This window comes from Yokenella regensburgei, assembly GCF_051486985.1.
GTDB lineage: Bacteria > Pseudomonadota > Gammaproteobacteria > Enterobacterales > Enterobacteriaceae > CBFFRJ01.
The window spans coordinates 87,638-112,579 of sequence record NZ_JAHVDV010000010.1; the positions used below are offsets into that span (position 1 = coordinate 87,638).

A 24,942-nucleotide genomic window follows, 5' to 3' on the forward strand; every position below is an offset into this window, starting at 1 on the left:
GTAAAAGCGGAACACCCTTCCGCCGAAACGGAAGGGGAAAATCTTACGCAGCCACCAGGCTGTCGATGGCGGCTTTGGCGTCTGAGTGAGCCTTAGTCGCTACTTCCGGGCCATATGCAATGCCTTCTGCGAACACGAAGTTCACGTCAGTAATGCCAATGAAGCCGAGGAAGAGTTTCAGGTAAGGTGCAACCAGGTCGCTTGGGGTATCTTTATGAATGCCACCACGGCTGGAGACGATAACGACACGCTTGCCGGTCACCAGACCTTCAGGTCCTTTCTCGGTATAGCGGAAGGTCACGCCAGCGCGTGCTACCAGATCGAAGTAGTTTTTCAACTGCGTCGGGATGTTGAAGTTGTACATCGGGGCGTTGATGACAATAACGTCATGGGCATTCAGCTCGGCAATCAGTTCATCGGAGAGCGCCAGCGCTTCCTGCTGACGTGGCGTCAACGGCGCATCGGAAGGACGCAGTGCCCCTACCAGTTCGCCATCCAGCACCGGAACCGGATTAGCGGCAAGATCACGAACGGTGATCGCATCTTCGGGGTGTGCTGCTTTCCACTGATCAACAAAATAGTCAGCCAACTGACCAGACTGCGAGTACCCTGCCAGAATACTGGATTTAAGAACTAATACTTTGCTCATGGGTGTATCCTTATTATTAGAGAAGGGGCAATGCCCCGTTTTTCAGGTGACACTCTATTCACAAAACTGCGGGATGAATAGCGCAATATATCGAATCCTCTGTTCGAATTTCTTGAACAAGAAATGCAACAATGCGTTGTGCTATTCTACGCCCAATCCAATTAAGAGAAGTTTTCCGGCAGTGCTCTGCCCGATAAGATTATGACAGAACAACAGAAACTGGCCCTCACCGATCTTCATCGTCAGCTTGAACTGCTGATGCTGCGTGACAGGCAGCGCTTCGCCCGCCGTCTGCACGGGGTGAAGAAGGTTAAAAATCCTGAATCACAACAGGCTGTTTTCCAGACGATGATGCGCGAGATGGGCGAAGCGGCGCAAAAGGTGCAGCTACGCGAAGCGTCGCGTCCTGCGATTACCTACCCCGAAAACCTGCCGGTAAGTCAGAAAAAACAGGCGATTCTTGAGGCGGTTCGCGATAATCAGGTCGTGATCGTTGCGGGTGAAACCGGCTCCGGTAAGACCACCCAGTTGCCAAAAATCTGTATGGAGCTCGGGCGCGGGGTCAGAGGGCTGATTGGTCATACTCAGCCGCGTCGTCTGGCGGCGCGCACTGTGGCTAACCGTATTGCGGAAGAGCTGCAAACGGAGCCGGGCGGCTGTATTGGTTATAAAGTGCGCTTTAGCGATCACGTCGGTGACAACACGCTGGTCAAGCTGATGACCGACGGTATTCTGCTGGCAGAAATTCAGCAGGACAGGCTGCTGATGCAGTACGACACCATCATTATTGATGAAGCGCACGAGCGTAGCCTGAACATTGATTTCCTGCTCGGCTACCTGAAAGAACTCCTGCCGCGCCGCCCGGACCTGAAAATCATTATTACCTCAGCGACCATCGACCCGGAACGTTTCTCAACGCATTTTAATAACGCCCCGATTATTGAAGTCTCTGGCCGGACGTATCCGGTAGAGGTGCGGTATCGCCCGATTGTTGAAGAGGCAGAGGATACCGAGCGCGACCAGCTGCAGGCCATTTTTGATGCGGTCGACGAACTCGGCCGCGAAGCGCCGGGTGACATCCTGATTTTCATGAGCGGCGAGCGTGAAATTCGCGATACCGCAGATGCGCTGAACAAACTAAATTTGCGCCACACCGAAGTGCTGCCACTGTATGCGCGTCTCTCGAACAGCGAGCAGAACCGCGTGTTCCAGTCCCACAGCGGGCGGCGCATTGTGCTGGCGACCAACGTCGCCGAAACCTCCCTGACGGTGCCGGGCATTAAATATGTCATTGATCCCGGGACCGCGCGTATCAGTCGCTACAGCTACCGCACTAAAGTGCAGCGACTGCCGATTGAGCCGGTTTCTCAGGCCTCGGCCAACCAGCGTAAAGGGCGCTGTGGTCGTGTTTCTGAAGGGATCTGTATTCGTCTCTACTCCGAAGATGATTTCCTCTCGCGCCCGGAATTTACCGACCCGGAAATTCTGCGTACCAACCTGGCCTCGGTTATCCTGCAGATGACCGCACTGGATTTGGGCGATATTGGCGCCTTTCCCTTCGTCGAGGCGCCGGATAAACGCAACATTCAGGATGGGGTGCGTCTGCTCGAAGAGTTGGGCGCAATCACCACCGATGAACAGCACACGGCATATAAACTGACGACTCAGGGCCGTCAGCTGAGCCAGCTGCCGGTCGATCCGCGTCTGGCGCGGATGGTACTGGAAGCGCAGAAACACGGCTGCGTGCGTGAAGCGATGATCATCACTTCCGCGCTCTCGATTCAGGACCCGCGTGAACGACCGATGGATAAACAGCAGGCGTCCGATGAGAAGCACCGCCGCTTCCATGATAAAGAGTCGGACTTCCTGGCCTTTGTTAACCTGTGGAATTATCTCGGCGAACAGCAAAAAGCGCTCTCCTCAAATGCGTTCCGTCGCCAGTGTCGCGTGGACTATCTGAACTATCTGCGGGTGCGCGAATGGCAGGATATTTACACCCAGTTACGCCAGGTCGTAAAAGAGTTGGGTATCCCGGTGAACAGCGAACCTGCGCAGTACCGTGAAATTCATATCTCTCTGCTGACCGGACTGCTGTCGCATATCGGGATGAAAGACACTGACAAGCAGGAGTTTACCGGCGCACGCAACGCCCGATTCTCCATTTTTCCAGGGTCCGGGTTGTTCAAAAAGCCGCCAAAATGGGCAATTGTTGCGGAACTGGTGGAAACCAGCCGTCTGTGGGGGCGCATCGCCGCCCGTATCGACCCGGAATGGGTCGAGCCGGTGGCGCAACACCTGATCAAACGCTCCTACAGTGAACCCCACTGGGAACGCTCGCAGGGGGCGGTGATGGCGACGGAAAAAGTCACGGTGTATGGTCTGCCGATAGTGGCTGCCCGCAGCGTGAACTACAGCCAGATCGATCCGGCGCTGTGCCGCGAGTTGTTTATCCGCCATGCGCTGGTGGAGGGTGACTGGCAGACGCGTCACGCCTTCTTCCGTGACAACCTCAAGCTGCGGGCGGAAGTGGAAGAGCTGGAGCATAAATCCCGCCGTCGCGACATTCTGGTTGACGATGAGACGCTGTTTGAGTTTTACGACCAGCGCATCAGTCACGACGTTATTTCTGCCCGGCATTTCGACAGCTGGTGGAAAACCGTCAGTCGCGAGACGCCCGATCTGCTCAACTTTGAAAAGAGCATGCTCATCAAAGAGGGCGCAGAGAAGATAAGCAAACTGGACTACCCGAACTTCTGGCATCAGGGCAATCTCAAGCTGCGCCTGAGCTACCAGTTTGAGCCGGGTACTGACGCAGACGGCGTGACGGTCCATATTCCGTTGCCGCTGCTCAACCAGGTGGAAGACACCGGGTTTGAGTGGCAAATTCCTGGGCTGCGCCGTGAGCTGGTTATCGCGTTAATCAAATCGCTGCCTAAACCGGTGCGGCGAAACTTTGTTCCTGCGCCAAACTATGCCGAAGCCTTTTTAGGACGCGTGACACCCCTTGAACTGCCGCTGCTCGATTCACTCGAACGCGAACTGCGGCGCATGACCGGCAATACCATTGACCGTGAAGAGTGGCACTGGGATCAGGTGCCCGATCACCTGAAAATGTCGTTTCGCGTGGTGGATGACAAGAACAGGAAACTTCAGGAAGGTCGCGATCTGACCGCACTGAAAGAGGCGCTGAAAGGCAAAGTTCAGGAAACGCTCTCGGCGGTAGCCGATGATGGCATTGAACAGAGCGGGCTGCATATCTGGAGCTTTGGCACCCTGGCAGAGAGTTACGAACAGAAGCGGGGCAATTATAAGGTTAAGGCCTGGCCTGCGCTGGTGGATGAGCGCGACAGTGTCGCCATTAAATTATTTGATAATCCGCTTGAGCAGCAGCAGGCGATGTGGCGGGGGTTACGCCGTTTACTGCTGCTCAATATTCCTTCGCCGGTGAAATATCTGCATGAGAAGCTGCCCAACAAAGCCAAGCTGGGACTCTACTTTAACCCCTATGGCAAGGTGCTGGATCTTATCGATGACTGTATCTCCTGCGGTGTCGATAAGCTCATCAGTGACGCAGGCGGTCCGGTATGGACGGAAGAAGCTTTTACCGCGCTGCATGAAAAAGTGCGTGCCGAACTGAACGAAACCGTGGTTGAGATTGCAAAACAGGTCGAGCAGATCCTGACGGCGGTGTTCAACATTAATAAACGGCTGAAAGGGCGCGTGGACATGACGATGGCACTGGGGCTGTCAGACATTAAAGCGCAAATGGCAGGGCTGGTTTACTGTGGCTTCGTCACCGGCAACGGTTTCCGTCGTCTCGATGACACGCTGCGCTATTTACAGGCCATTGAAAAACGTCTGGAAAAAATGGCGGTCGACCCCCATCGCGACAGAGCACAGATGTTGAGGGTGGAGCAGGTGCAGCAGGCCTGGCAGCAGTGGTTACATAAACTGCCACCGGCGCGACGTGACGATGACGATGTGAAAGCGGTTCGCTGGATGATTGAAGAGCTGCGCGTCAGCCTTTTTGCCCAGCAGCTGGGCACGCCCTTCCCGGTATCCGATAAGCGCGTCATGCAGGCGATGGAGCAGATCACTGCCTGAGACGTTCTGCCGGGCGGAGCAGCGTGAGCCGCCCGGCAGAGTATTCTATTTGCAGCAGTGGTTAATGGACGTCCTCTTTGCGGGTAAGTTTTCCCCTCAGGGGGTTATCAGCATCTTCCTTGTCTCTCGTTCTCTGGCCGGACGCTGACCAGCCGCCTCCCAGCGCTTTATACAAATCGATTTGCGCCAGTAACAGATTGCGCTTCACTTCCACCACGCTCAGTTGTGCCGAGAAGAGCGTGCGGCGGGCATCCAGTTCATCAATATAGGAGGAGTAACCATTACGGTAGCGCTTTTGTGCGATGCGCAACGTCTCCTGAGCCACCCCGACCTGCGCCTGCAGTTCATCGAGTTGCTCCTGCAAACGGATGATAGCGTCCAGACTGTCATTCACCTCTTTGAAGGCGTTTCTGACCGTTTTCTCATAAGAATAGAGCGCCTGGTTACGTTGTGACGTTGTCACGTCAACCTGCGCGTTCAGCGCCTGACGATTAAGCAACGGCGCAAGTATGCTGCCGCCAATGCTCCATAGCTGCAGGGGGTTGTCGAGCAAACCCGGCAGGGTGCGATCCTGGATATTGCCCGTTGCGGTGAGATTGAGCGACGGTAACAGACTGGCGCGGGCAGAGGAGAGTGTCGCGTCGGCGGCGATCAGTTGCTGTTCTGCCTGGGTAATATCGGGGCGGCGATTAAGCAGTGAGGAGGGCAGCGAAGCCGGCAGCGTAAGCGGTGTGAGCGTATCCAGCCCTCCCGTGCGGGTAATCGCACCCGGATTGGCCCCCAGCAGCAGACTCAGCGCATTTTCCTGTTGGCTAATCTGATGACGTAACCCTGGGATCTGGGCGCGGGTGGCACGCACTTCGGAATCCGATTGCATCAGTTCAAGGCGGGAACTGTATCCCGTCTCAAACTGCCGCCGCGCCAGTTTGAGAGCCTCTTCCCGTGCCTGGAGCGTTGATTGCGTCACTTTTAACCGATCGTCCAGCGACAACAGCGTGATGTATCCTGAGGCAACGGATGAGGCCACGGTGAGATCAGCGGCAGCGGCAGCCGCTTTTTGCGCAGCTAACGAGGCCCGCGCGGCGTCGGCGCTGCTGCGGTTTACCCCCCAGATATCCACGTCATAGCTGGCCGTCAGGCTGCCCTTATAGAGTGAACTGTACACCGGAAGACCCGTGGCAGCAGAGGACGAGCGGGCGCGCGTTGCGTTTAGCCCGGCATCCAGCGACGGGAGCAGGCTGCCTTCTGCGCCGTAGACCCGGGCCTGATACTCATTGACACGCTCACGGGCGATGAGAACATCGCTGTTGGCACTTAGCGCCTGATCCACCCGGGCATTCAGCGCGGGGTCATTAAAACGGTGCCACCAGGCTTTATCCACACTGCCGGTCGGCCCGGAGGCCGAGCGCCAGGCGGCTGGGATCTGTAATGAGGGTGTGGCAGGTTTAACGTTAACCGACTGACAACCCGACAGCGCCAGACACAGGGCGATGAGAGTGGGGCGAAAGATCATGGCCGGGTCTCCCGGGTGTCAATATTAACCTGCACTGACATCCCCGGCCGCAGACGGGCAATGTCCTCCGCTTTCCCCTCCACCTCAATACGCACCGGAATGCGCTGGGCGATTTTAACGAAGTTGCCGGTCGCGTTGTCCGGTGTGATGGCACTGAACTCCACACCGGTTGCTGGCGAAATGCTTTGTACGCGTCCCTGGAATGCTTTGCCATCGAGCGCATCGACGGTAAAGCGCACCGGCTGACCAATGCGCAGATTCGCCAACTGCGTCTCTTTAATATTCGCGATGACCCAATGTTGCGCGGGCACCAGTGAGGTCAGGTGAGTCCCGGCGGAAACATACGCCCCAAGCCGGACGCTAATCTGCCCCAACTGGCCGTCACGCGGGGCGAGGATGCGCGTATTTTGTAAGTCTATCTCCGCCAGTTCCAGCGCCGCCTTCGCGCTTTGCACATCGGCCTGTAACGACGCACGGTTCACAATAACGGTTTGCAAATCCTGTTTTGACATCTCCAGGGTCGCCTGCGCCTGGGCGATGCTGGCGCTCCCCTGCGCGGCGGTCGCCAGCGCGGCATCTCGTTCACGCACCGAGAGAGAGCCGTCAGACGCCAGCGCTTTCACTCGTTTTAAATCTGCCTGCGACTGCTGACTCAGCGCTCTGGCGCTCGCCAGAGCCGCCTCATTACGCTTAATTACGGCCTCTGCGCTTTTGCGCTGCTGAATATTGTTATTGAGCGCCGCGACTTTCATCGCCAGCTGTGCCTGCGCCTGGTGCACTTTCTGACGATAGATCCGGTCATCAATCTGCATGATCAGATCGCCTTTCTTTACCTGGGCAAAATCCTGCACCGGCACCTCAGTGATATAGCCGTTGACCTGAGGACTGATAAAGGTCGTCAGCCCGCGCACATAGGCGTTATCGGTAAACTGGGTGTGACGGGTAAAGGGCGGCAACTGCCAGGCGAAAAGAATGACCAGAACCCCGACGATACCGATCGCGGCCGCGGCAAAAATCGACACAATGCGCAGGTTACTGCGGGTAGTGGCCCGCTCTTTAGCGGCGTCCTGCTGACTCATATTTGCTCCAGTAAAAATGTCACGCGTGTTACTTCGTTCCTGTTGCCCGACGCAGAGCGATGCGTGCGGTAATGCGTAAACGCAGCAATCGCCAGAGGATCCATACCAGGGTGGCGGCGGCCACCGAGGCGGTTAAAAGGTAAGTATCGTTGTAAGCCAGAATATTCGCTTCCAGTGTGCTGACACTTTGCAACTGAAGGACCGCCTGGGTAGCGAGCAGCGCCGTGTCGCCAGTCATGTGCTGGTAGAGCTGGGTATAGGCCTGCAATCGTTCAGTGACAGCGGGATCCAGTGTGGTCAGCTGTTCGGCCAGCAGTGCCGAGTGGTATTTCTCCCGCCAGGTCTGGAAGGTTCCGAGAATGGCCGAACCTAACAGGCCGCCAATATTCTGGCTCATCCCAAATAGCACCGAAAAACTCACCAGGTTGCGGGGATCGGCAACCACGCCGCCAATGCCTGCCAGCATCGCTGGCGCAAGGAAGAAGGCGCTGCCAAAGCCCAGCAGGAACTGGCTTATCATTAGCTGATCGGGGCGGGTGAGACTGGTGGAGTGGCTGTCCATCAGGGAAGCCACGATCATCAGCATCAGGGCGGTGACAATGGGCCAGGCCAGCCGCTGGGGTTTAATCGTCAGACAGCTGGCGATGATTCCTGAGACGATGCCCGCCAGGATAGACCAGGCCAGATGGCTCATCTGTTCATTCTGCAAACCAACGTACTGTAGCCAGCCGTACACGCCAGTGTTTTGCTCCGCAAGCACAATGCGGATAAGCAGCATGATAAGCCCCAGGCGCAAAATGCTGCCGCTGGACAACCAGCGGGTGTTCAGCAAAGGGTTACTCCGGTTGTGCTCAAACACCATTGCGCTCACGATAAGCACGACAGCCAGTGCCAGCGACCAGCCAATCCACAGGGCTTCAAACCACCAGTAAAGCCGACCGAATGAGAGCACCGCACACAGAAGCGCCATGCCGGGGGCCAGTAAAAAGAAGGTAATAAAGTCTTTTTTCTCAAACACTTTTTTACGATCCCCTGGCGGTAATTTCAGTAACACCACGCAGGCGAGGGAGATGAGGGCCAGCCCAAGTTCAAAGAAGTAAAGGCCGCGCCACTCGTCCATCTGCAATAACTCGGTGGAGAAGAGGCGGGCGATGGGGATAGCCAGCGATGACCCCGTTATCCCGATGGTCAGCGCTTTGAGGCGATGTCGTGCCGGCCACGCCTGAATCTGATAATAAATCCCCAGCGAACTGAGCGCGGCGGCCACCATGCCATGCGCCGCGCGAACCAGTATGGCCGAGCTCAGATCGTTCACAAACAGGTGGAAAAAGGTCACCAGCACATAAAGCACCAGAAATCCTTCGGTAAACGCCCGCAGGCCAAACTGCTGGCGGAATTTAACCAACAATAAATTAATGGAAACGTTGGTCATCACATAAACCGCCGGTAGCCAGGCAATTTCCGTAGACCAGGCGGCGAAGGTGCCCTGCAGATTTTGCAGGTTCGCGGTGACCATCGCGTTTCCGAGCGCGCCGGTCATACAGACCAGCAGGCCAACGATGCCGTACGCGATACGGCGGGGGGTACTGTGAAAAGGCGTAGAGGGGGACCCCAGCAGCATCGGTTTCTCATGGGGTGCCCATTCACGCGGCGCGTAGGGATCGCTTTTCGGCAGGCGCATTACTTCTTCTCGACCTCGCGCAGAAGCTTTTCAAGAACCCGACGTGTGTCTGCCTGCTCCTGGGGGGTAATGACGGAGAGTATTTCTTCCCGCAGCGTGTCCGCAACGGTTTTGACCTGATGGTACAACGCCATGCCTTGCCCGGTTGCCACCAGCAGACGTTTACGTTTGTCCTGCGCGGTCAGTACGCGCTCAACAAGCTGTTGTTCGACCAGACGATTAAGCAATGGCACCAGAGTGGCATTTTCGACGCCAAGCTCACAGGCCAGCTCGCTCTGCGATAGCGGCGTGTCGTGACGGGCAATGGCCGACACCGCGACCCAGCTGGCCTGACTCATTCCCAACCCTTTCAGGCGACGGTCGACCGCCAGCCGCCAGTGGTGCGCGGTTAAATAGAGCAGATGAGAAAAGGTGAGTTCACGATTATCCATTCATTATTCTGATAATTAGTTAGAGCTCTAACGAGTTTAGCGTCAGGCTGCGGAATAATACAAGTCGGGAAGAAGGCGCGTCGTTTGGCAGAACAGGCATGTCAGATAAGCGTTTTGAGGAGGAGTCCTCGGCATAAGCCGGTCAGCAGGGCATTTTCTGCCACTTTACGATGTAGTAGGGCTTAACTATGCTGTGAGCTTGCTTAAAACAAGGAGACCGCTGCCTATGATGAACTTCCTTGCGTTATCCGAAAAGACGCTTAACGCCGCCAACACCCTGGGTCAGTGGCTTGCGCAGAATGCATTTGAGGGCAAGCCAGAACCGGTGCATGCAGAGGCGGTGATCCTCGCTGGCAATGCGGTGATCCCGGTCATTGATGCCGCCTGTGATATCGCCTCACGCCATAATATCCCGCTGATTATCAGCGGAGGCATCGGTCACTCCACCACTTTTCTTTACCATGCCGTGGCAAGCCATCCCAGGTACAACACAATCCAGACCACGGGGAAAGCCGAAGCGACGATTCTGGCCGAGATTGCCCGTCAGTACTGGTCTGTCCCCGCCCGCAACATTCTCATCGAAGACAGGTCATCGCACTGCGGGGAAAACGCACGTTTCAGCATCGATCTTATCTGCTCGCACGGTTTGAACCTCGCCAGCGTCTTGGTCATGCAGGATCCGACCATGCAGCGCCGGACTATGGCGACCTTTGCCCGTGCGAGTCAGGGTGTCGCCAGCGCCCCTCACTGGCTGAGTTATCCAGGGTTTACGCCCCAGCTGACGCAATCCGATAAGGGATTAACATTTACTCCTTTCACAAGTGGGTTATGGCCGACAGAACGCTATCTCTCCTTACTCCTTGGCGAAGTGCCACGCCTGCGTGATGACGCACAGGGCTACGGCCCGAACGGGCAGGATTTCATTGTGCATGTTGATGTACCTGACCACATCGAAGCCGCCTGGCAACTGATGCGCGACGATGAGGTTTTGCAGTCAGTTATCACTCCCCGCGCGCTGCGTTAAGGCCATGCCCGTTTGCGCTATGACAAACGCAAACGGGCAGGTGGCTGGCAGGCAATGTTATCTTTCTGTTGCCAGAATGCCTTTCTTTTATGATTTGACTCACAAATTCCTGCTGTCACCCTGGGAAATACCCTGAACGCTTGTAAATTTTTAACAACGAATTTACTTGTTAAAAACAATGTTATTACAGGAGCAGTTCATGACAGCACCCGTACAGCACCCGATGTATATCGATGGTCAATTTGTTACCTGGCAGGGCGACGCCTGGATTGACGTTACCAATCCGTCGACAGAAGCATTGCTGTCGCGCATTCCTGACGGCACGGCAGAAGATGCCCGTCGCGCGATTGACGCCGCTGATAAAGCGCAGCCTGCGTGGGAGGCGTTGCCGGCTATCGAACGTGCTGGCTGGTTGCGCAAGATAGCTGCGGGTATTCGCGCCAGAGCAGGCGAAATCAGCGCCCTGATTGTGGCTGAAGGCGGCAAAATTCAGCAGCTGGCAGAGGTTGAAGTGAACTTCACCGCCGACTACATCGACTATATGTCCGAGTGGGCTCGCCGTTATGAGGGTGAGATTCTGCAAAGCGACCGCCCTGGCGAAAATATCTTTGTATTTAAACGACCGCTCGGGGTAACGACCGGGATCTTGCCGTGGAACTTCCCGTTCTTTCTGATTGCCCGCAAGCTCGCGCCAGCGCTACTTACGGGTAACACCATTGTGATTAAACCCAGTGAATTCACTCCCAATAACGCCATTGCCTTCGCCCAGATAGTGCATGAAATCGGGCTGCCGAAAGGGGTGTTCAATCTGGTGCTGGGGCGTGGTGAAACCGTTGGGCAGGAGCTTGCCGGCAACCCGAAAGTGGCGATGGTGAGCATGACGGGTAGCGTGGTTGCCGGTGAGAAAATCATGGCTGCTGCGGCAAAAAACATTACCAAAGTCTGTCTGGAGCTGGGCGGCAAAGCGCCTGCTATCGTCCTTGATGACGCCGATCTGGAACTGGCAGTGAAAGCAATTGTCGATTCGCGGGTGATCAATACCGGGCAGGTCTGTAACTGTGCTGAGCGCGTCTATGTGCAAAAAGGGATCTACGACCGCTTTGTTAACCGTCTCGGCGAAGCCATGAAGGCCGTACAGTTTGGCGACCCGGCAGAGCGCAATGATATTGCTATGGGGCCGCTGATTAACGCGGCGGCCCTTGAGCGTGTGGAAGCCAAAGTGGCGCGTGCGGTAGAGGAAGGTGCACGCGTGGCGCTTGGCGGCAAGGCGGTGGAAGGCAAAGGTTATTTCTACCCGCCCACACTCCTGTTAGATGTACGCCAGGAGATGTCCATCATGCACGAAGAGACCTTCGGTCCGGTTTTGCCGGTGGTCGCGTTTGACACGCTTGAAGAGGCGCTGGCAATGGCGAATGACAGCGACTACGGGCTCACCTCCTCTGTCTACACGCAAAACCTGAACACCGCCATGAAGGCCATTAAAGGGCTTAAATTCGGTGAAACCTACATCAACCGTGAGAACTTTGAAGCCATGCAGGGCTTCCATGCGGGCTGGCGTAAGTCAGGTATAGGCGGGGCCGACGGTAAACATGGCCTGGAAGAGTATCTGCAAACCCAGATGGTCTATCTGCAGGTATAATTTTCTTCCGCCGCCATCCTGTCAGGGTGGCGGCACTCCCCTTATACCTTCGTCGCAATCCAGTTCATCATCAGTGTCGGCCAGAGGGCGGCGGGCAACCCCTGGGCATCACGGATACCAAAACCGTGCGCACCCTGCTCAAAAAGATGCATCTCAACGGGTATGCCACGCTTGCGCAGGGCGGTGAACATCACCACGCTGTTTTCCACTTTCACCGCCGGGTCATCAACCGCATGGAGTAAAAAGGTCGGCGGCGTCTCTTCATCCACCCGCTCTTCGAGTGAATAGTGCATAATCTGCTGCTCCGTTGGTGTATCACCAATCAGTTCATGGCGCGAGCCGGGATGATCGATAGCGTTATGCATGGTGATCACCGGGTAGACCAGCGCCATGAAGGCGGGGCGGGCGCAGAGGGCGTCAGTGTCATCTTTCGCAGGGTAAACGGACTCGTTAAACCGCGTGCCGAGACTGGCTGCGGCATGGCCTCCGGCTGAGAATCCCATCACGCCTATGCGCGCTGGATCGAGGTGCCACTCCGGGGCCCGCGCCTTTAACGTGCGGATTGCCCGTTGCAGATCGGCCAAAGGCGCATTGGCACCCTCAGCATGTCCGTCCCCCGGCAGGCGATAGGTCATGACAAACAGCGTATATCCCCTGGCATTAAAAAACGGAGCCAGCGCGCTACCTTCTTTGTCCAGCACCACCCGGCGATAAGAGCCGCCCGGAGTCACCAGGATACCGACGCCATTAGGCTCTTTTGGTGCGTAAACGGTGATATGGGGGGCGCGAACGCCGGTGACAGAGCGGTCAAAATCTGACGGGCCGGTATGATTTTCCTCCAGCCGAAAGGAGACGAGGCTGGTGGCGGCGCCCGGTGCCTCTCCATCGGGCCAGACGGAAAAGGAGAGCGAATTCGCCACGGCGGCCTCCATCATAGTGATGAGTTCCGGCTCACTTATTGATTTCACTGCAAATCTCCACAAAATTGAAACAGTGGTTTATAGCATAGGCGCTGGCGGGAAAGTGTGGAGAAAGTAGTAATAACGGGCAGGCAGGCTACCCGTCAAGGGTCACTCGTAGCTGGCAAGAATTTCAACTTTGCCGTTCGCTTTACCTGCCAGTAGCGGCGTTGCGGGAAGGCGAACATAGCGTGCTGACAGCCTGATGGTGCTATCCGCGCCAACGGGCAGGGCACGGTTACCCGGCAGTCTGCCGGTGTAGTCAGCCTGGTAAAAGTTGCTGTTAAGCTCACTTGCTTTCACGCGTGCGCTGAAATTGACGGGCTTTAACGGCGGTTCGCTCTGGCTGGTGCTCTCTCCCCACGCCAGTTGAATGCCATACCCTGACGCGCTGCCGGGGATTGCATCAAGTTCCATCGTGCCGGGTACCGTCGCGATGGGGGGATTTAATGGGTTAATCTGCAGAGTGACAGGTTTGTTTCTCAGCCCGGCAAAGGATTGATAGCCGCCGGAGAGATCGTACGGGCCTGTGGCGCCACTGTGCATCGCACCGTATCCATAACCAGGAGGGCAACTGAGTTTAAAACTGGCATCTTTCCAGGGCGAGTGTTGTCCGGCTGAGCCATCATGTGAGCCGAGATAGACAATTTTGTTTTGTTGGTCGAGATCGCAGGTGCCGAGCCTGAGCCTGGCAGAAATAACCACCTGGCGCTTAAAAATCACGCAGGTTTTGTCATTATCTCCGGGCATTCTTTCACTACCGGCAGGGCAGTCGCTGATGGTATCGCCGCCGCCAGCAGGGGTAATAAAGGCAACAAACGTAGGGCCGGTATAGGTTACCGGTCCCCCAGGATGAATAAAGTCAGGCGTCGACCACAAACGCATATGTACGAGTATCGGGAAGGTAGAGAGGTAACCAGGCGTAGCGGCGAGTATCGTCTGCATATAGTGTGAGGAGGGCCAGGCCTGAAAGCGCATTTTGCCGCCCGTTGTCGCTTCGTTAAATGACATTCCCATTCCGTCAGAAGAGGTAGGGTATATATCATTGATTTGGCCTGAGTAGTTGTAACCGGTAATAAGCGCTGCGCCTGCATCCAGTAATGAATAACGCAGTTGGATGGCTTTATTACAACCGGCTTTGACGCCGTTACCGATCTTTGACCCGTCAACATTAAACACTAACGTATATCCGCTTGCTGGCGCCCGGGGCATCGTGATGTCTATATTTGGGATCATATAGGTTCCCCCTACGCTAACGGTAGCTCCTGCTAAATTACAGTCTATGGCTACGGCAAAAGTTTGACTCATCCATAGCGTAAAACATACAGGGACAGATAAAAACGAGTGCTGCATGATCGCATCCTTTCCTCCAGAGTGTGTTGAGTAAAATAGCGAGGAAACCTGTCGGTCAGGAGGATATTAGATCTTCCGGAATGGATACCCGCAGCGTGAAGTACAACCTGGCTGCTACGAAGTAAAGACACTATTTATCAACAGTTAATATTATGCAAGGTCAGACGGGGTGCGAAAGGGAAGTTACTTCACTGTGGCGGCTTTTATTGTCAGGTAATGACCCGGTGAGGCGATGTTTGCCGTTTTTATTTATTCCGCAAGGCTATGCCAGTCTCTTATTATGACAATCTCGCGAGCGCAGGCTGAAATAGCGGGTGGACAAGCCACCCGCAGAGAATTACAGCGTGCGGTATTTCTCAAGTACGCGAACCAGTTGGGTCACAAAACCATATTCGTTATCGTACCAGGAGACAGTTTTCACCAGTTGCAGATCGCCCACCTCAGTGATTTCCGTTTGCGTGGCGTCGAAGAGAGAGCCGAAATGGCTGCCAATGACATCGGAAGAGACAATTTCCTCATCGGTATAACCAAAAGATTCATTGTGCTCCGTGGCTTTTTTTAGCGCCTGGTTCACCTCATCGACGGTGACTTTTTTATTCAGAATGGAAACCAGTTCGGTCACGGAGCCGGTTTTGACCGGCACGCGTTGCGCATGGCCTTTTAATTTGCCGCTCAGTTGCGGAATAACCAGCCCAATGGCTTTTGCTGCACCGGTAGTGTGAGGAATGATGTTTTCTGCCGCCGCCCGTGACGCGCGCAAATCCTTACCGCGCGGGCCATCCACCAGCGCCTGTGTACCGGTATAGGCATGGATGGTGGTCATGGTGCCCACGTTAATACCGAAACTGTCATGCAGGGCTTTGGCCATAGGCGCAAGGCAGTTAGTGGTACAGGATGCCACCGAGATGATGGTGTCCTGCGCGTCGATGGTGTCGTCATTGACGTTGAAAACCACGGTTTTCATGTCGCCGGCCGGGGCCGAAATCAGCACTTTTTTAGCGCCGGCATCCAGGTGGCCCTGCGATTTCTCAGCAGAGGTATAAAACCCGGTGCATTCAACAATGATTTCGGCGCCTGCGGTCCCCCAGGGGATGTGCTTCGCCTCTTTTTCGGCATAAACCCTGATGCTTTTGCCGTCGACAATCAGGGCGTCTTCGGTGAAATCCACACTCCATTTAAAAGGGCCATAGTTCGAATCATACTTCAGCAGGTAGGCCAGCACTTTTGGGGAGGTCAGGTCGTTGATTGCCACGACATCGGCATCACTGCCGGTTTCCAGTAAGCGACGTAACACCAGACGGCCGATACGCCCAAATCCGTTAATGCCAATTTTACTCATTATGCTACTCCTGTCAGGAACGGTTTTTTGCACTTCACCAGGCATAGCCTGGGTTGAACACATCAGCAAATGAATGCATTTCACCACCGGCTAAGCGCTTGAAAATGGATAAAGAAAAGTTAATGAATTTTTAAGGAAAGCCAGGTATGTTGAGGTTTTCGCAGACATTTCAGGATTATCTAATGCGCAGTAAATATTCCGGGCTTCAAATAGCCATACACTGGCTGGTTTTTCTGCTGGTCATTGTGACCTATTGCGCTATGGAGTTTCGCGGGTACGCTCCGCGCAGTTACCGCCCGTATTTCAATATTGTCCACGTCTCCTGTGGCATCACGATTCTGGTCCTGATGGTGGCACGGTTGCTGGTGCGCCTGAAATCCACCACGCCGCCTGTTATACCGAAACCGTCACCCATGATGACCGGCATGGCGCATCTCGGGCACCTGGTGATTTATCTGCTCTTTATCGCGTTGCCGCTAATCGGCATGGTGATGATGTATAACCGGGGGGGAAACTGGATTGCCTTTGGCATCCCGATGCCGCATGCCGCAGAAGCTGATTTTGATCTGGTGGATACGCTCAAAACGTACCACGTTACGCTGGCGATGCTTGGGTATTACGTTATTGGCCTGCACGCGCTGGCCGCCCTCGCGCACCATTACTATTTTAAAGACAATACGCTATTACGCATGATGCCTAAAAAGCATCACTGAATGAATCAGCCTCGCCGCACGCGAGGCTTTTTTTACTCCGTCGCACGGGTTAATTTGCGCTGAACAAGGCGTTCACGCAGCAGGTCATAACACCAGTTAAAAAGCATCGTATAGGGCAGGAAGAAAAGGAAAAATCCAATTTCCAGTAAGAACGCCGCCACAACACCGATGCCGAGTACCAGCGAGACGAGCGTCACCCCAATCAGGATAAATCCACCCTCAAACCCCAGTGCATGCCAGACGCGCACACGTGCTGTACGGGCAACCCGATGCACAGGCCAGATGCGGTCAACGATGGCGTTGTAAATGACGTTCCAGATCATGGCGGCGGTGGCCAGTATCAGCGTGAGCCCACCCATTTCCAGCACCGGACGCTGCATTATCCAGGCGCTTGCCGGGGCACAAATGGCGGTGGCGATGACTTCAAAACTTACCGCATGGAAAACTCGCTCGGGTAAACCGCGACGCTGTAAGGCATGCTCTTGCATGGTTAACTCCTCTTTTTACTCATTGCAATTTGCTAAAGCGGGAAAAAGGCGATTTTCATCGCTTAATGAGATAAATTAAAGTTATTACCCATCGATAAAAGCGATACTTTCATGCGTTACTCCCCCGAAGCCCTCACCGCCTTTGTGGAAACCGTTGCCTCGGGCTCCTTCTCTGCAGCTGCCCGTAAGCTGCGTAAAAGCCAGTCGACTATCAGCACGGCGATTGCCTCTCTGGAGGCAGATCTTGGGGTAACACTGTTTGATCGCTCATCGCGTCATCCCACGCTGACAGCGGAAGGCGAAAGGGCGCTCAGCTATGTTCAGGCGATTCTGGCCGCCAGCGACAGGCTGGACGAACTGGCCGTCTGGCTGGCGGGTGATATGGAAACCCGGCTGACCTTTGTCCTGTCCGACACGCTTCATCCCGATATTCTTGCGGACCTGCTCGGGGCATTTGATAAACGCTACCCGCATACCGAGTTTGAGTGTTTGATCGGTGAAAATGAGGACGTCATCGACCTGCTGCAAAAAGGGCGCGCGCAGCTGGGGCTGACGGAGGCACAGGCCGACTATCCCACCGACATCGGTTCCATGCGCCTGCCGATGCAAAGTGAGATGGACATTTACGTGGCGCATAACCACCCGCTGGTGCACGAAGGCATGCTGCTCGAAGAGCAGCTACGCAGCTGGCGCGAGCTACGACTTAATACCTACCTTGAACACAACAACATGATAGCCAGAGGCCCGGTCTGGTCCGCACCTAACTATCTGATGTTGCTCAGTATGGCAGAGCAGGGTTTTGGCTGGTGTGCACTGCCCTGTGCCCTGGTGGAGGAGTTTTCAGGGGCAAAAAAACTGACGCGGCTTAATGTGCCAGGCTGGCCGCGAAGCATACTGATAGATCTTCTCTGGAACAAACGCACACCCCCCGGCGTCGCGGGTAGCTGGCTGCGTCACTATCTGCAACAGTGGGGAGAGAACTCCGCGCATCGCGGAGAACAAAACGCCCGCAGCAGCGGGCGTCGATAGCGAGGAGGCCTGGCGGTCAGTCGTCCTCGTCGTCATCCAGTGCGACAGGGGACTGGTAATCGTCGGGTTTGATGACCAGCAGGTCACAGCGCAAATGGTCGATAACCTGTTCTGCGGTATTACCAAGAAATGCCGCGGAAATGCCGGTGCGTCCAATGGTGCCGAGCACCACAATACCGGCCTGTAAGTGTTCGGAAAGATCCGGGATCACCTCTTCAGGCAGCCCTTTCTCTACGTGAGTCATTTTTTCATCGATGCCGAATTTCTGACGCAGTGCTTTCATGGCAATCAGGTGTTGGCCTCGGATGGCATCGTTGTAAACGCTGGGGTCAAATTCCGGCAGTTCAATGGCAATATTGATAGGTGTAACCGGATAGGCGCCCACCAGATGCACCTCGGTGTGGTTGACCTGTTCTGCCAGCTGCAGCGTCTCCTTCACCAGTTTTTCATTCAGGGAGTTGTGGTAAAGCTCCTCGCTTGCCAGATTGACGGCTACCACTGCTTTACCGGCCTCGGGCCACGGCTGATCTTTAACCATCCAGACCGGACATGGACATTTGCGCAAAAGGTGCCAGTCGGTAGGGGTAAAGATGACGGACTCAAGTTTCTCGTGCTGGTGTGTCATCTTCAGAAGTAAATCATGCCCACCGGCAAGCACTTCCTGGATAATGGCCTCGAACGGGCGATTGTGCCACACCACTTTAATATCAATAGGAATACCGCTGTCCAGATAATATCTGGCCTGCTCGCGGATCCAGGCCGTACGCTGGCTAATCACACCTTGTCGCATGGCAGTACGTTCGTCAGGGGACAGAAGGGTGGTCATTTCATAAGAGAAGTCATAGATGGGCAAAAAGGCTTTTATGCGCCCACCAATCCGTTGATGCAAATACACGGCACGTCGCAGTGCGGGCTGATCGTCCTGATTAGGATCGATGGCGACCAACATATTTTGATATCTGGCCATACAGGGTCTCCTTACATCTGTCACCACAGTCTGTAATTACAAGATAACCCATAAGCAATGAATGAAACAGAGGAAACCTTTTGCCAGATCAATAAATCAGAAAAATTTAGCGACCGGGCAAAAGGGATAAAAAGGGAGGTAAATCAGGCTACGTTGCGGGAGTGCCCTGCAAGCTGCGACAGAATATCGCTGTTTTCGATGGTGATGTATTTGCCTTTGACGGCCAGCATTCCGCTTTTCTGGAAACGGCCCAGCAGGCGGCTGATGGTTTCCACCGTGAGGCCAAGATAGTTACCGATATCACCACGGGTCATTGTCAGACGAAACTCTCGCGGCGAAAATCCACGCTGCGCAAAGCGACGTGACAGGTTGTAAATGAAGGCCGCCAGACGCTCTTCCGCATTCTTTTTCGACAACAGCAGAATCATGTCCTGGTCGCCTTTGATCTCGCCACTCATCAGGCGCATCATCTGTTGACGCAGGTTGGGCATTTTGCCGGATAAGTCGTCCAGGGTTTCAAAGGGGATTTCACAAACCATAGAGGTTTCGAGCGCCTGCGCAAAGCTCGGGTGATGGCCGGTGCCAATGGCATCAAAACCCACCAGATCGCCTGCAAGGTGGAAGCCGGTAATCTGTTCATCACCCTGTTCTGTAATAGTGTAACTCTTGATCGTGCCGGAACGGATAGCGTACAGCGATTTCAGTTCATCACCCGCTTTGAACAGCGTCTGGCCTTTTTGGATCGGTTTCTTACGCTCAATGATGTTGTCAAGCTGATCCAGCTCGTGCTCATTGAGTGTGAAAGGGATACAAAGCTGGCTGATACTGCAATCCTGGCAATGGATAGCACATCCGCCTGACTGAATGCGTCGTATAATTCGCTTTTCCGGGATCATAGGTCTACTCAAGCCTTAATTGATTTTGGTCAATTTTAACACCTTTTTATGGTGTACGTAAGCCTGGCGAAACCTCAATTCAGTAGAATTAAAACGGTTATTGGAAACATGAAAGGTGCGCCGTTCAGCATCCTCTTGATATTCCAGAGTTTTAGTGGGGATTTAGATAGCGAACGGCACGATTAAACGCACTAAATGGCGCCTGTTCCTACAATAGCAAATAGCCTTCATGACGCAAAAGCCACTCTTTACGCTGCACGCCGCCGGCATAGCCGGTCAGGGTGCCGTTGCGCCCGATAACCCGATGACAAGGAACCACGATACTGACCGGATTGGAACCATTGGCTGCCCCTACTGCACGGGCGGCACCGCTTCGGCCTAACATTTCCGCCAGGTGCCCGTAATGCAAAACCTGCCCGCAGGGGATGCTGCGCAGCGCTTTCCATACCTCTCGCTGAAACGGGGTACCGGCGGTGGCAGTAGGTAACGTGTCAATTACCGCGACATCGCCATCGAAGTAATCCTGCAGTTTCTGGCTAAGGCCGCCGGGATTGCGGCTGGTTACGCGCTGGTAGCCTTCACGGCGATAGTGGATATTCAGCAGTTGATCCATACGGTCGCTGTGCTCTTCCCACTCCACAGCGCGCAGGTGAAAGGTTTCGTCGCAGATAATCCACAACGGGCCAAGCGGCGTATCGATTTTATCTTCGAGGAGGGTCAGCATCTCGCATCCTTTTAAGCGCTATCCGGGAACACACCCGCGGGAAATCTAGCATGATTAGCGGGCACGCACTATACCTCAAAAGGGAGTTATTTGATATATTTATTACGAATTATCAGCGCGCTAATCTAATTTCTTTAATATTGGTTTATAAAAATTAAAAGGAGTTCTTTTTAAGAAATAAAATATAAAAAAATAGAGCCCGCCGACATCGTCAGGCTCTATAGTGCACACAGCAGCGCATCCGTTCGATTATTTTTGTGAGTTACATCCTTACCTTGATAATATAGTTATAGCGCACCCATAAACTATTTCCAGTCGAATTAGTGATAGGTTTCACGATTGTTAACCTTTATATCAGTATATTAATGACAGTTAACCCGAAGTTAAGTGAGATTAAATAACACGAAAGGGGTAGGGGCTATTACGCGTCGCCGTCGGAACCGTAGCTGCATTATTATCTTCAGCATACGGAACGCTTGCGTTGTGAGTCCTTGACGCGCCCGCTATAGTATCTGCTCAGAGGTAGCGAGAGGACTGACCATGAAACCTGACGACAAATCGTTGTTCCTTGACGCCATGGAGGATGTCCAGCCACTGAAAAGCTGTGCGGATGTCCACTGGCAACCGGGACGTAAAACCCGCACACCGACGAAAATCGATACGCTGCAACTTGATAATTTTTTGACGACCGGTTTTCTCGACGTTCTCCCCTTAGCGACCCCGCTGGAATTCAAACGCGAGGGGGTTCAGCAGGGGGTGGTTGATAAGCTGCGCTCGGGAAAATATATGCAGCAGGCCACATTGAGCCTGCTTCGCCAGCCCGTAGAGCAGTGCCGTCAGCGACTCTTTAGCTTTATGCATCAGGCAAGTCAGGATGGGCTTCGAAACGTGCTGATTATTCATGGAAAAGGGCGCGAGGAGCGCTCCCATGCCAACATCATTCGCAGTTATCTTGCGCGCTGGTTACCAGAATTTGATGAGGTGCAGGCATTTTGCGTGGCCCAGGCGCATCAGGGCGGAAGTGGTGCCTGCTATGTTGCGCTGCGTAAATCTGAGCAGGCAAAACAGGAAAACTGGGAACGACATGCTAAACGTAGCCGCTGAATGCGGCTATTTTTTTAGCTTTTCCACTGCCTCATCGCCTGTTCTCAGAGCACCCTGGCCGTCAGTGCCTGAGGCCGTCACCTGGCCTCTACCTGATTTCGCGCCAGCGAGACAAAGTGACAGGGTTATCCACAGAAACGGGGGATAACCATGTGGATACCGACGGTGAAGGGGTGAATGAATGCGCCCGTTGCTTTGCTGTCCACCCTTATGATGTTTTTGTGACCTTCGCGGCATCAGGTTTACACGGTCAATGCAGGACAACGTATTGACCTACCAATCCTGGTAGGTCAAATCGTTGCGCCTGACCAACAGCGATCAGCGTTTTCAAATGAGGTATTAAAGGGTAAATGCGGTTCAAAAAAGCATTAGCAGAGCTTCTTATACAGGCAAATAAACTCATTTCATTGCTTAACTAAAATATATCCCTTGTAAATAACAGGCCTATTCTGAAGGAATAAAAATGCTGTAACATTTCTGTTTCTGTTTCTGTTTCTGTTTCTGTTTCTGTTTCTGTTTCTGTTTCTGTTTCAAAAGGTTTTTTGATAAAAGGTGTGGCAGTGTCGTATCCCTATAAATAGCAGAGAACAACGCTTCCCGGTTAACGCCGGACTGACACCTTACTCACCACGATATATCTCGACGAAGGAAAAATATTGTTATGGCGTGCCTGATTACATTCTGCCCGTAATAAAGCCGCATCTGGGCATAATGATGCTGTGCTAAACAATCATTCAGATTTCGCTGAAACGTTGGCCTGGTCATTAAAGCCACTTCTGTTATTTTACGGTGCAGTGGCCGCAACGGTCGTAGCAATCGTCGTTGCAGATGATGGTGGTAATGGATATCCACCGCGCGCCGAATCAACCGTTACGTGGCGTGGTGGTGGTTGACGGTAAAGCGGCATCACGGTTTACGCGTCTCTGGCGACGCATTGCTGTATTGAGAATTCGGGAAAGCGGATTTTAAGGTAAAGGTGGGCTTAGCAAGCCCCTCTGCCGTTTGTGAGCTACGGTTTGTTCCTGCAAAGTTATCGTAAAGTTAATGGCCGCCGTGACGATACATATTGAGCAATTTCTACTCTCCCACGGACTAAGGTTATGCTCAAAAATATACGGGTTATTACCGGCATCATTATCGCGCTGTCGGTCTTTTGTCTTCTGCAACTGGTTACCGGGGGACTCTTTTACTCTGCGGTGAACAATGACAGAGTAAATTTTCAGAACACCGGCGTGCTCAGTGCGCAGCAGGAAAATCTGGGCGACAGCGTTAATACGCTCATCAAAACGCGTGTGACCGTTACCCGCGTGGCCATCCGCTTTCTGAAAAACCAACGCGATCCGGCCTCCCTGGCGAGTATCGAAAAACTGCTGACCGCTGCCTCGGAATCACTGGTCAGTGCGGAAGGCTACTTCAACAATTATAAAAGTACGCCGCGCGTAGCGGGCCAGGATGCTGCGCTGTCGGACGATGTCGCGCAGAAAATTACCAAAATGCATGATGTGCTCCAGCAATCTATCACTTTCCTGCGTGCCAACAACTATGAGGCCTACGGTAACTTAGATGCGCAGCAGGCCCAGGATGAGATGGATGCCAGCTACACAAAATGGCGTACGGAGAACAATACCTTCCTGCAGGCCGCCGCGCAGGAAAACCAGAGCAGTTTCACCAGCATGCAGTGGACGCTGGGGGTGATACTGCTGGTGGTGATTGCGGTCATGACCGTCATCTGGCTGGGTCTGCAACATCTGTTGCTTAAACCGCTGCACAGCGTAATGGGGCATATCCGGGCTATCGCTGGCGGCGATTTAACGCAGACCATCTCCGCGGAAGGACGCAACGAGATGAGCCAACTGGCTGCCGGCCTTCACGACATGCAGCACTCTCTGGTCAATACGGTGAGCGCGGTACGCAACAGCTCCGATTCCATTTACACCGGTGCGAGCGAAATTTCCACCGGTAACAATGACCTCTCTTCCCGCACCGAGCAGCAAGCAGCTTCGCTTGAAGAGACCGCTGCCAGCATGGAACAGCTGACCGCCACGGTAAAACAGAACACCGACAACGCCCGTCAGGCTTCACATCTTGCCAAAAATGCTTCCGATACGGCTGCCCGCGGCGGTGAAGTAGTGAGTGATGTGGTGCGTACCATGAGTGAAATCTCCAGCAGCTCCCAGCAGATTGCGCAGATCACAAGCGTTATCGACGGTATTGCGTTTCAGACCAATATCCTGGCGCTGAACGCCGCCGTTGAAGCGGCGCGTGCCGGTGAGCAGGGACGTGGGTTTGCCGTGGTGGCAGGCGAAGTTCGTTCCCTCGCCAGTCGCAGTGCGCAGGCTGCAAAAGAGATCAAAACCCTGATTGAGAACTCAGTTAACCGCGTCAACTCCGGTACAACGCTTGTGGCGGAAGCGGGCGATACCATGAAAGAGATTGTGAACGCCGTTACCCGCGTGACCGATATCATGGGTGAAATTGCTTCGGCGTCCGACGAACAGAGCAAAGGGATTGAGCAGGTGAGTCTTGCGGTTTCACAGATGGACAGCGTTACGCAACAGAACGCCTCGCTGGTACAGGAGTCCGCAGCAGCTTCTGCCGCCCTGGAAGAGCAGGCTGAACAACTGCGCCAGGCGGTGGCGGTGTTTCGTGTAAACAATGGCGCAGGCGTACTGCAAACCAAACCCGGTAAACCGGTTCAGGCACCGCGTGTGGCACTCGCCACCCCAGCGCCTGCGGCAAGCGACAGTAACTGGGAAACCTTCTGAGTCATCACTGCCGGCAGGGAGTATGCCTGCCGGCGTCGTTATCCATTGAGGAAAGCCTGGAAGGGCGCAGGAGCGCGGTTGCGTTGCGTCTGGTCAACCCGCGTCTTATACCTCTGGCGGTGATTTTTTGCGGATCACTTTATTCGCCACTGCGGTTAACACGCCGATTAACGGCATCGCGATAGCACCGGCCATAAAATTGTGATGATCCGTTTGCTTATCCCGGCGTATATCGGAAAAACGCGCCAGCGCGCGTTCGCTGTTAACAGCATCGATTTCTTCAAACTGCTTTTCATACCCTTGCTGCGTCAGTCCTGATGCAGCAGCTGCGTCTGAACCTTTAACAGCGACGACATGTTTCCCTTTTTTATAAAAATGGTAATCGGGCATGAGAGGATCCTTAAAGTAAGGCGAGAAGCTTTACTATATAAGGCTTTAGCTTCAGCTGTATAGCGGCACCGTTAATACTTATCTTAAACCTTTCT

Annotated in this window: 21 protein-coding genes; 8 read left to right on the top strand and 13 right to left on the bottom strand. The window is 54.2% G+C overall.

Annotated elements, in window-relative coordinates; translation table 11 throughout:
- Nucleotides 1–43 precede the first annotated feature (43 nt).
- Nucleotides 44–649: an FMN-dependent NADH-azoreductase gene (azoR, locus tag KXR87_RS09535; RefSeq protein WP_437432026.1), complete on the bottom strand. Its 606-nt coding sequence runs from the start codon at nt 647–649 to the stop codon at nt 44–46.
- A gap of 201 nt (nt 650–850) precedes the next feature.
- Here azoR and hrpA point away from each other — a divergent pair, with 201 nt between their 5' ends.
- Nucleotides 851–4,753: an ATP-dependent RNA helicase HrpA gene (gene hrpA / locus KXR87_RS09540; protein ID WP_437432027.1), complete on the top strand. Its 3,903-nt coding sequence runs from the start codon at nt 851–853 to the stop codon at nt 4,751–4,753.
- 61 nt (nt 4,754–4,814) lie between these two features.
- On the opposite strand, the gene KXR87_RS09545 is transcribed toward hrpA, so the two are convergent.
- From KXR87_RS09545 to KXR87_RS09560, 4 genes are read right to left on the bottom strand one after another with little or no spacing between them, the layout of a single operon-like run.
- The gene (locus KXR87_RS09545) at nt 4,815–6,266 is read right to left on the bottom strand and encodes an efflux transporter outer membrane subunit (protein ID WP_437432028.1); all 1,452 of its coding nucleotides are present in this window, start codon (nt 6,264–6,266) and stop codon (nt 4,815–4,817) included.
- Nucleotides 6,263–7,345 (bottom strand): HlyD family secretion protein, encoded by a 1,083-nt coding sequence (locus tag KXR87_RS09550; RefSeq protein WP_437432029.1) that lies wholly within the window; start codon nt 7,343–7,345, stop codon nt 6,263–6,265. Before KXR87_RS09550 ends, KXR87_RS09545 begins: the two co-directional genes overlap by 4 nt.
- A gap of 28 nt (nt 7,346–7,373) precedes the next feature.
- Nucleotides 7,374–9,026: an MFS transporter gene (locus tag KXR87_RS09555; protein WP_437432030.1), complete on the bottom strand. Its 1,653-nt coding sequence runs from the start codon at nt 9,024–9,026 to the stop codon at nt 7,374–7,376.
- Entirely contained in the window at nt 9,026–9,457 is a 432-nt protein-coding gene (locus KXR87_RS09560) for a MarR family winged helix-turn-helix transcriptional regulator (RefSeq protein WP_437432031.1), read from the bottom strand. Before KXR87_RS09560 ends, KXR87_RS09555 begins: the two co-directional genes overlap by 1 nt.
- 226 nt (nt 9,458–9,683) lie before the next feature.
- On the opposite strand from KXR87_RS09560, the gene KXR87_RS09565 reads away from it, so the two are divergent.
- Nucleotides 9,684–10,481 carry a YdcF family protein gene (locus KXR87_RS09565; RefSeq protein ID WP_437432032.1) on the top strand — a complete coding sequence of 266 codons (798 nt, stop codon included), beginning with the start codon at nt 9,684–9,686 and terminating at the stop codon, nt 10,479–10,481.
- Nucleotides 10,482–10,680: 199 nt separating this feature from the next.
- On the top strand, nt 10,681–12,120 hold the full coding sequence (gene aldA / locus KXR87_RS09570; RefSeq protein WP_437432033.1) for an aldehyde dehydrogenase: 1,440 nt from the start codon (nt 10,681–10,683) through the stop codon (nt 12,118–12,120).
- A gap of 41 nt (nt 12,121–12,161) precedes the next feature.
- Here the strand turns inward: aldA and KXR87_RS09575 are convergent, their stop codons facing one another.
- The 3 genes from KXR87_RS09575 to gap form a co-directional block, all read right to left on the bottom strand.
- Nucleotides 12,162–13,055: an alpha/beta hydrolase gene (locus tag KXR87_RS09575; RefSeq protein ID WP_437432072.1), complete on the bottom strand. Its 894-nt coding sequence runs from the start codon at nt 13,053–13,055 to the stop codon at nt 12,162–12,164.
- A 135-nt stretch (nt 13,056–13,190) separates the two neighbouring features.
- Nucleotides 13,191–14,315 (bottom strand): hypothetical protein, encoded by a 1,125-nt coding sequence (locus KXR87_RS09580; RefSeq protein ID WP_437432034.1) that lies wholly within the window; start codon nt 14,313–14,315, stop codon nt 13,191–13,193.
- 454 nt (nt 14,316–14,769) lie between these two features.
- Entirely contained in the window at nt 14,770–15,771 is a 1,002-nt protein-coding gene (gene gap / locus KXR87_RS09585) for a type I glyceraldehyde-3-phosphate dehydrogenase (RefSeq protein ID WP_437432035.1), read from the bottom strand.
- Between the two features lie 182 nt (nt 15,772–15,953).
- On the opposite strand from gap, the gene cybB reads away from it, so the two are divergent.
- Nucleotides 15,954–16,484, top strand: a complete 531-nt coding sequence (gene cybB, locus KXR87_RS09590) for a cytochrome b561 (RefSeq protein ID WP_437432036.1) — start codon at nt 15,954–15,956, stop codon at nt 16,482–16,484.
- A gap of 32 nt (nt 16,485–16,516) precedes the next feature.
- Here cybB and KXR87_RS09595 read toward each other — a convergent pair whose 3' ends face one another.
- Nucleotides 16,517–16,972: a multidrug/biocide efflux PACE transporter gene (locus KXR87_RS09595; protein ID WP_437432037.1), complete on the bottom strand. Its 456-nt coding sequence runs from the start codon at nt 16,970–16,972 to the stop codon at nt 16,517–16,519.
- Nucleotides 16,973–17,083: 111 nt separating this feature from the next.
- Here KXR87_RS09595 and KXR87_RS09600 point away from each other — a divergent pair, with 111 nt between their 5' ends.
- Nucleotides 17,084–18,001 carry a LysR family transcriptional regulator gene (locus KXR87_RS09600; protein ID WP_437432038.1) on the top strand — a complete coding sequence of 306 codons (918 nt, stop codon included), beginning with the start codon at nt 17,084–17,086 and terminating at the stop codon, nt 17,999–18,001.
- 16 nt (nt 18,002–18,017) lie between these two features.
- Here KXR87_RS09600 and uspE read toward each other — a convergent pair whose 3' ends face one another.
- The 3 genes from uspE to ogt all read right to left on the bottom strand — a co-directional run bounded on the left by uspE (nt 18,018) and on the right by ogt (nt 20,588).
- Entirely contained in the window at nt 18,018–18,968 is a 951-nt protein-coding gene (gene uspE, locus KXR87_RS09605; protein WP_437432039.1) for a universal stress protein UspE, read from the bottom strand.
- 143 nt (nt 18,969–19,111) lie between these two features.
- Nucleotides 19,112–19,864, bottom strand: coding sequence for a fumarate/nitrate reduction transcriptional regulator Fnr (fnr, locus tag KXR87_RS09610; RefSeq protein ID WP_437432040.1), 753 nt, complete (start codon nt 19,862–19,864; stop codon nt 19,112–19,114).
- Nucleotides 19,865–20,072: 208 nt separating this feature from the next.
- Nucleotides 20,073–20,588 (bottom strand): methylated-DNA--[protein]-cysteine S-methyltransferase, encoded by a 516-nt coding sequence (gene ogt, locus KXR87_RS09615; protein WP_437432041.1) that lies wholly within the window; start codon nt 20,586–20,588, stop codon nt 20,073–20,075.
- Nucleotides 20,589–21,128: 540 nt separating this feature from the next.
- Here ogt and smrA point away from each other — a divergent pair.
- From smrA to tcp, 3 genes are all read left to right on the top strand, one after another.
- On the top strand, nt 21,129–21,692 hold the full coding sequence (gene smrA, locus KXR87_RS09620; protein WP_437432042.1) for a DNA endonuclease SmrA: 564 nt from the start codon (nt 21,129–21,131) through the stop codon (nt 21,690–21,692).
- An 840-nt stretch (nt 21,693–22,532) separates the two neighbouring features.
- On the top strand, nt 22,533–22,661 hold the full coding sequence (locus KXR87_RS09625) for a hypothetical protein (protein WP_437432043.1): 129 nt from the start codon (nt 22,533–22,535) through the stop codon (nt 22,659–22,661).
- 131 nt (nt 22,662–22,792) lie between these two features.
- A complete protein-coding gene (gene tcp, locus KXR87_RS09630; RefSeq protein WP_437432044.1) occupies nt 22,793–24,457 on the top strand; it encodes a methyl-accepting chemotaxis citrate transducer in 1,665 nt (554 codons plus the stop codon).
- Nucleotides 24,458–24,562: 105 nt separating this feature from the next.
- On the opposite strand, the gene KXR87_RS09635 is transcribed toward tcp, so the two are convergent.
- The gene (locus KXR87_RS09635; RefSeq protein WP_437432045.1) at nt 24,563–24,847 is read right to left on the bottom strand and encodes a hypothetical protein; all 285 of its coding nucleotides are present in this window, start codon (nt 24,845–24,847) and stop codon (nt 24,563–24,565) included.
- Nucleotides 24,848–24,942: the final 95 nt, after the last annotated feature.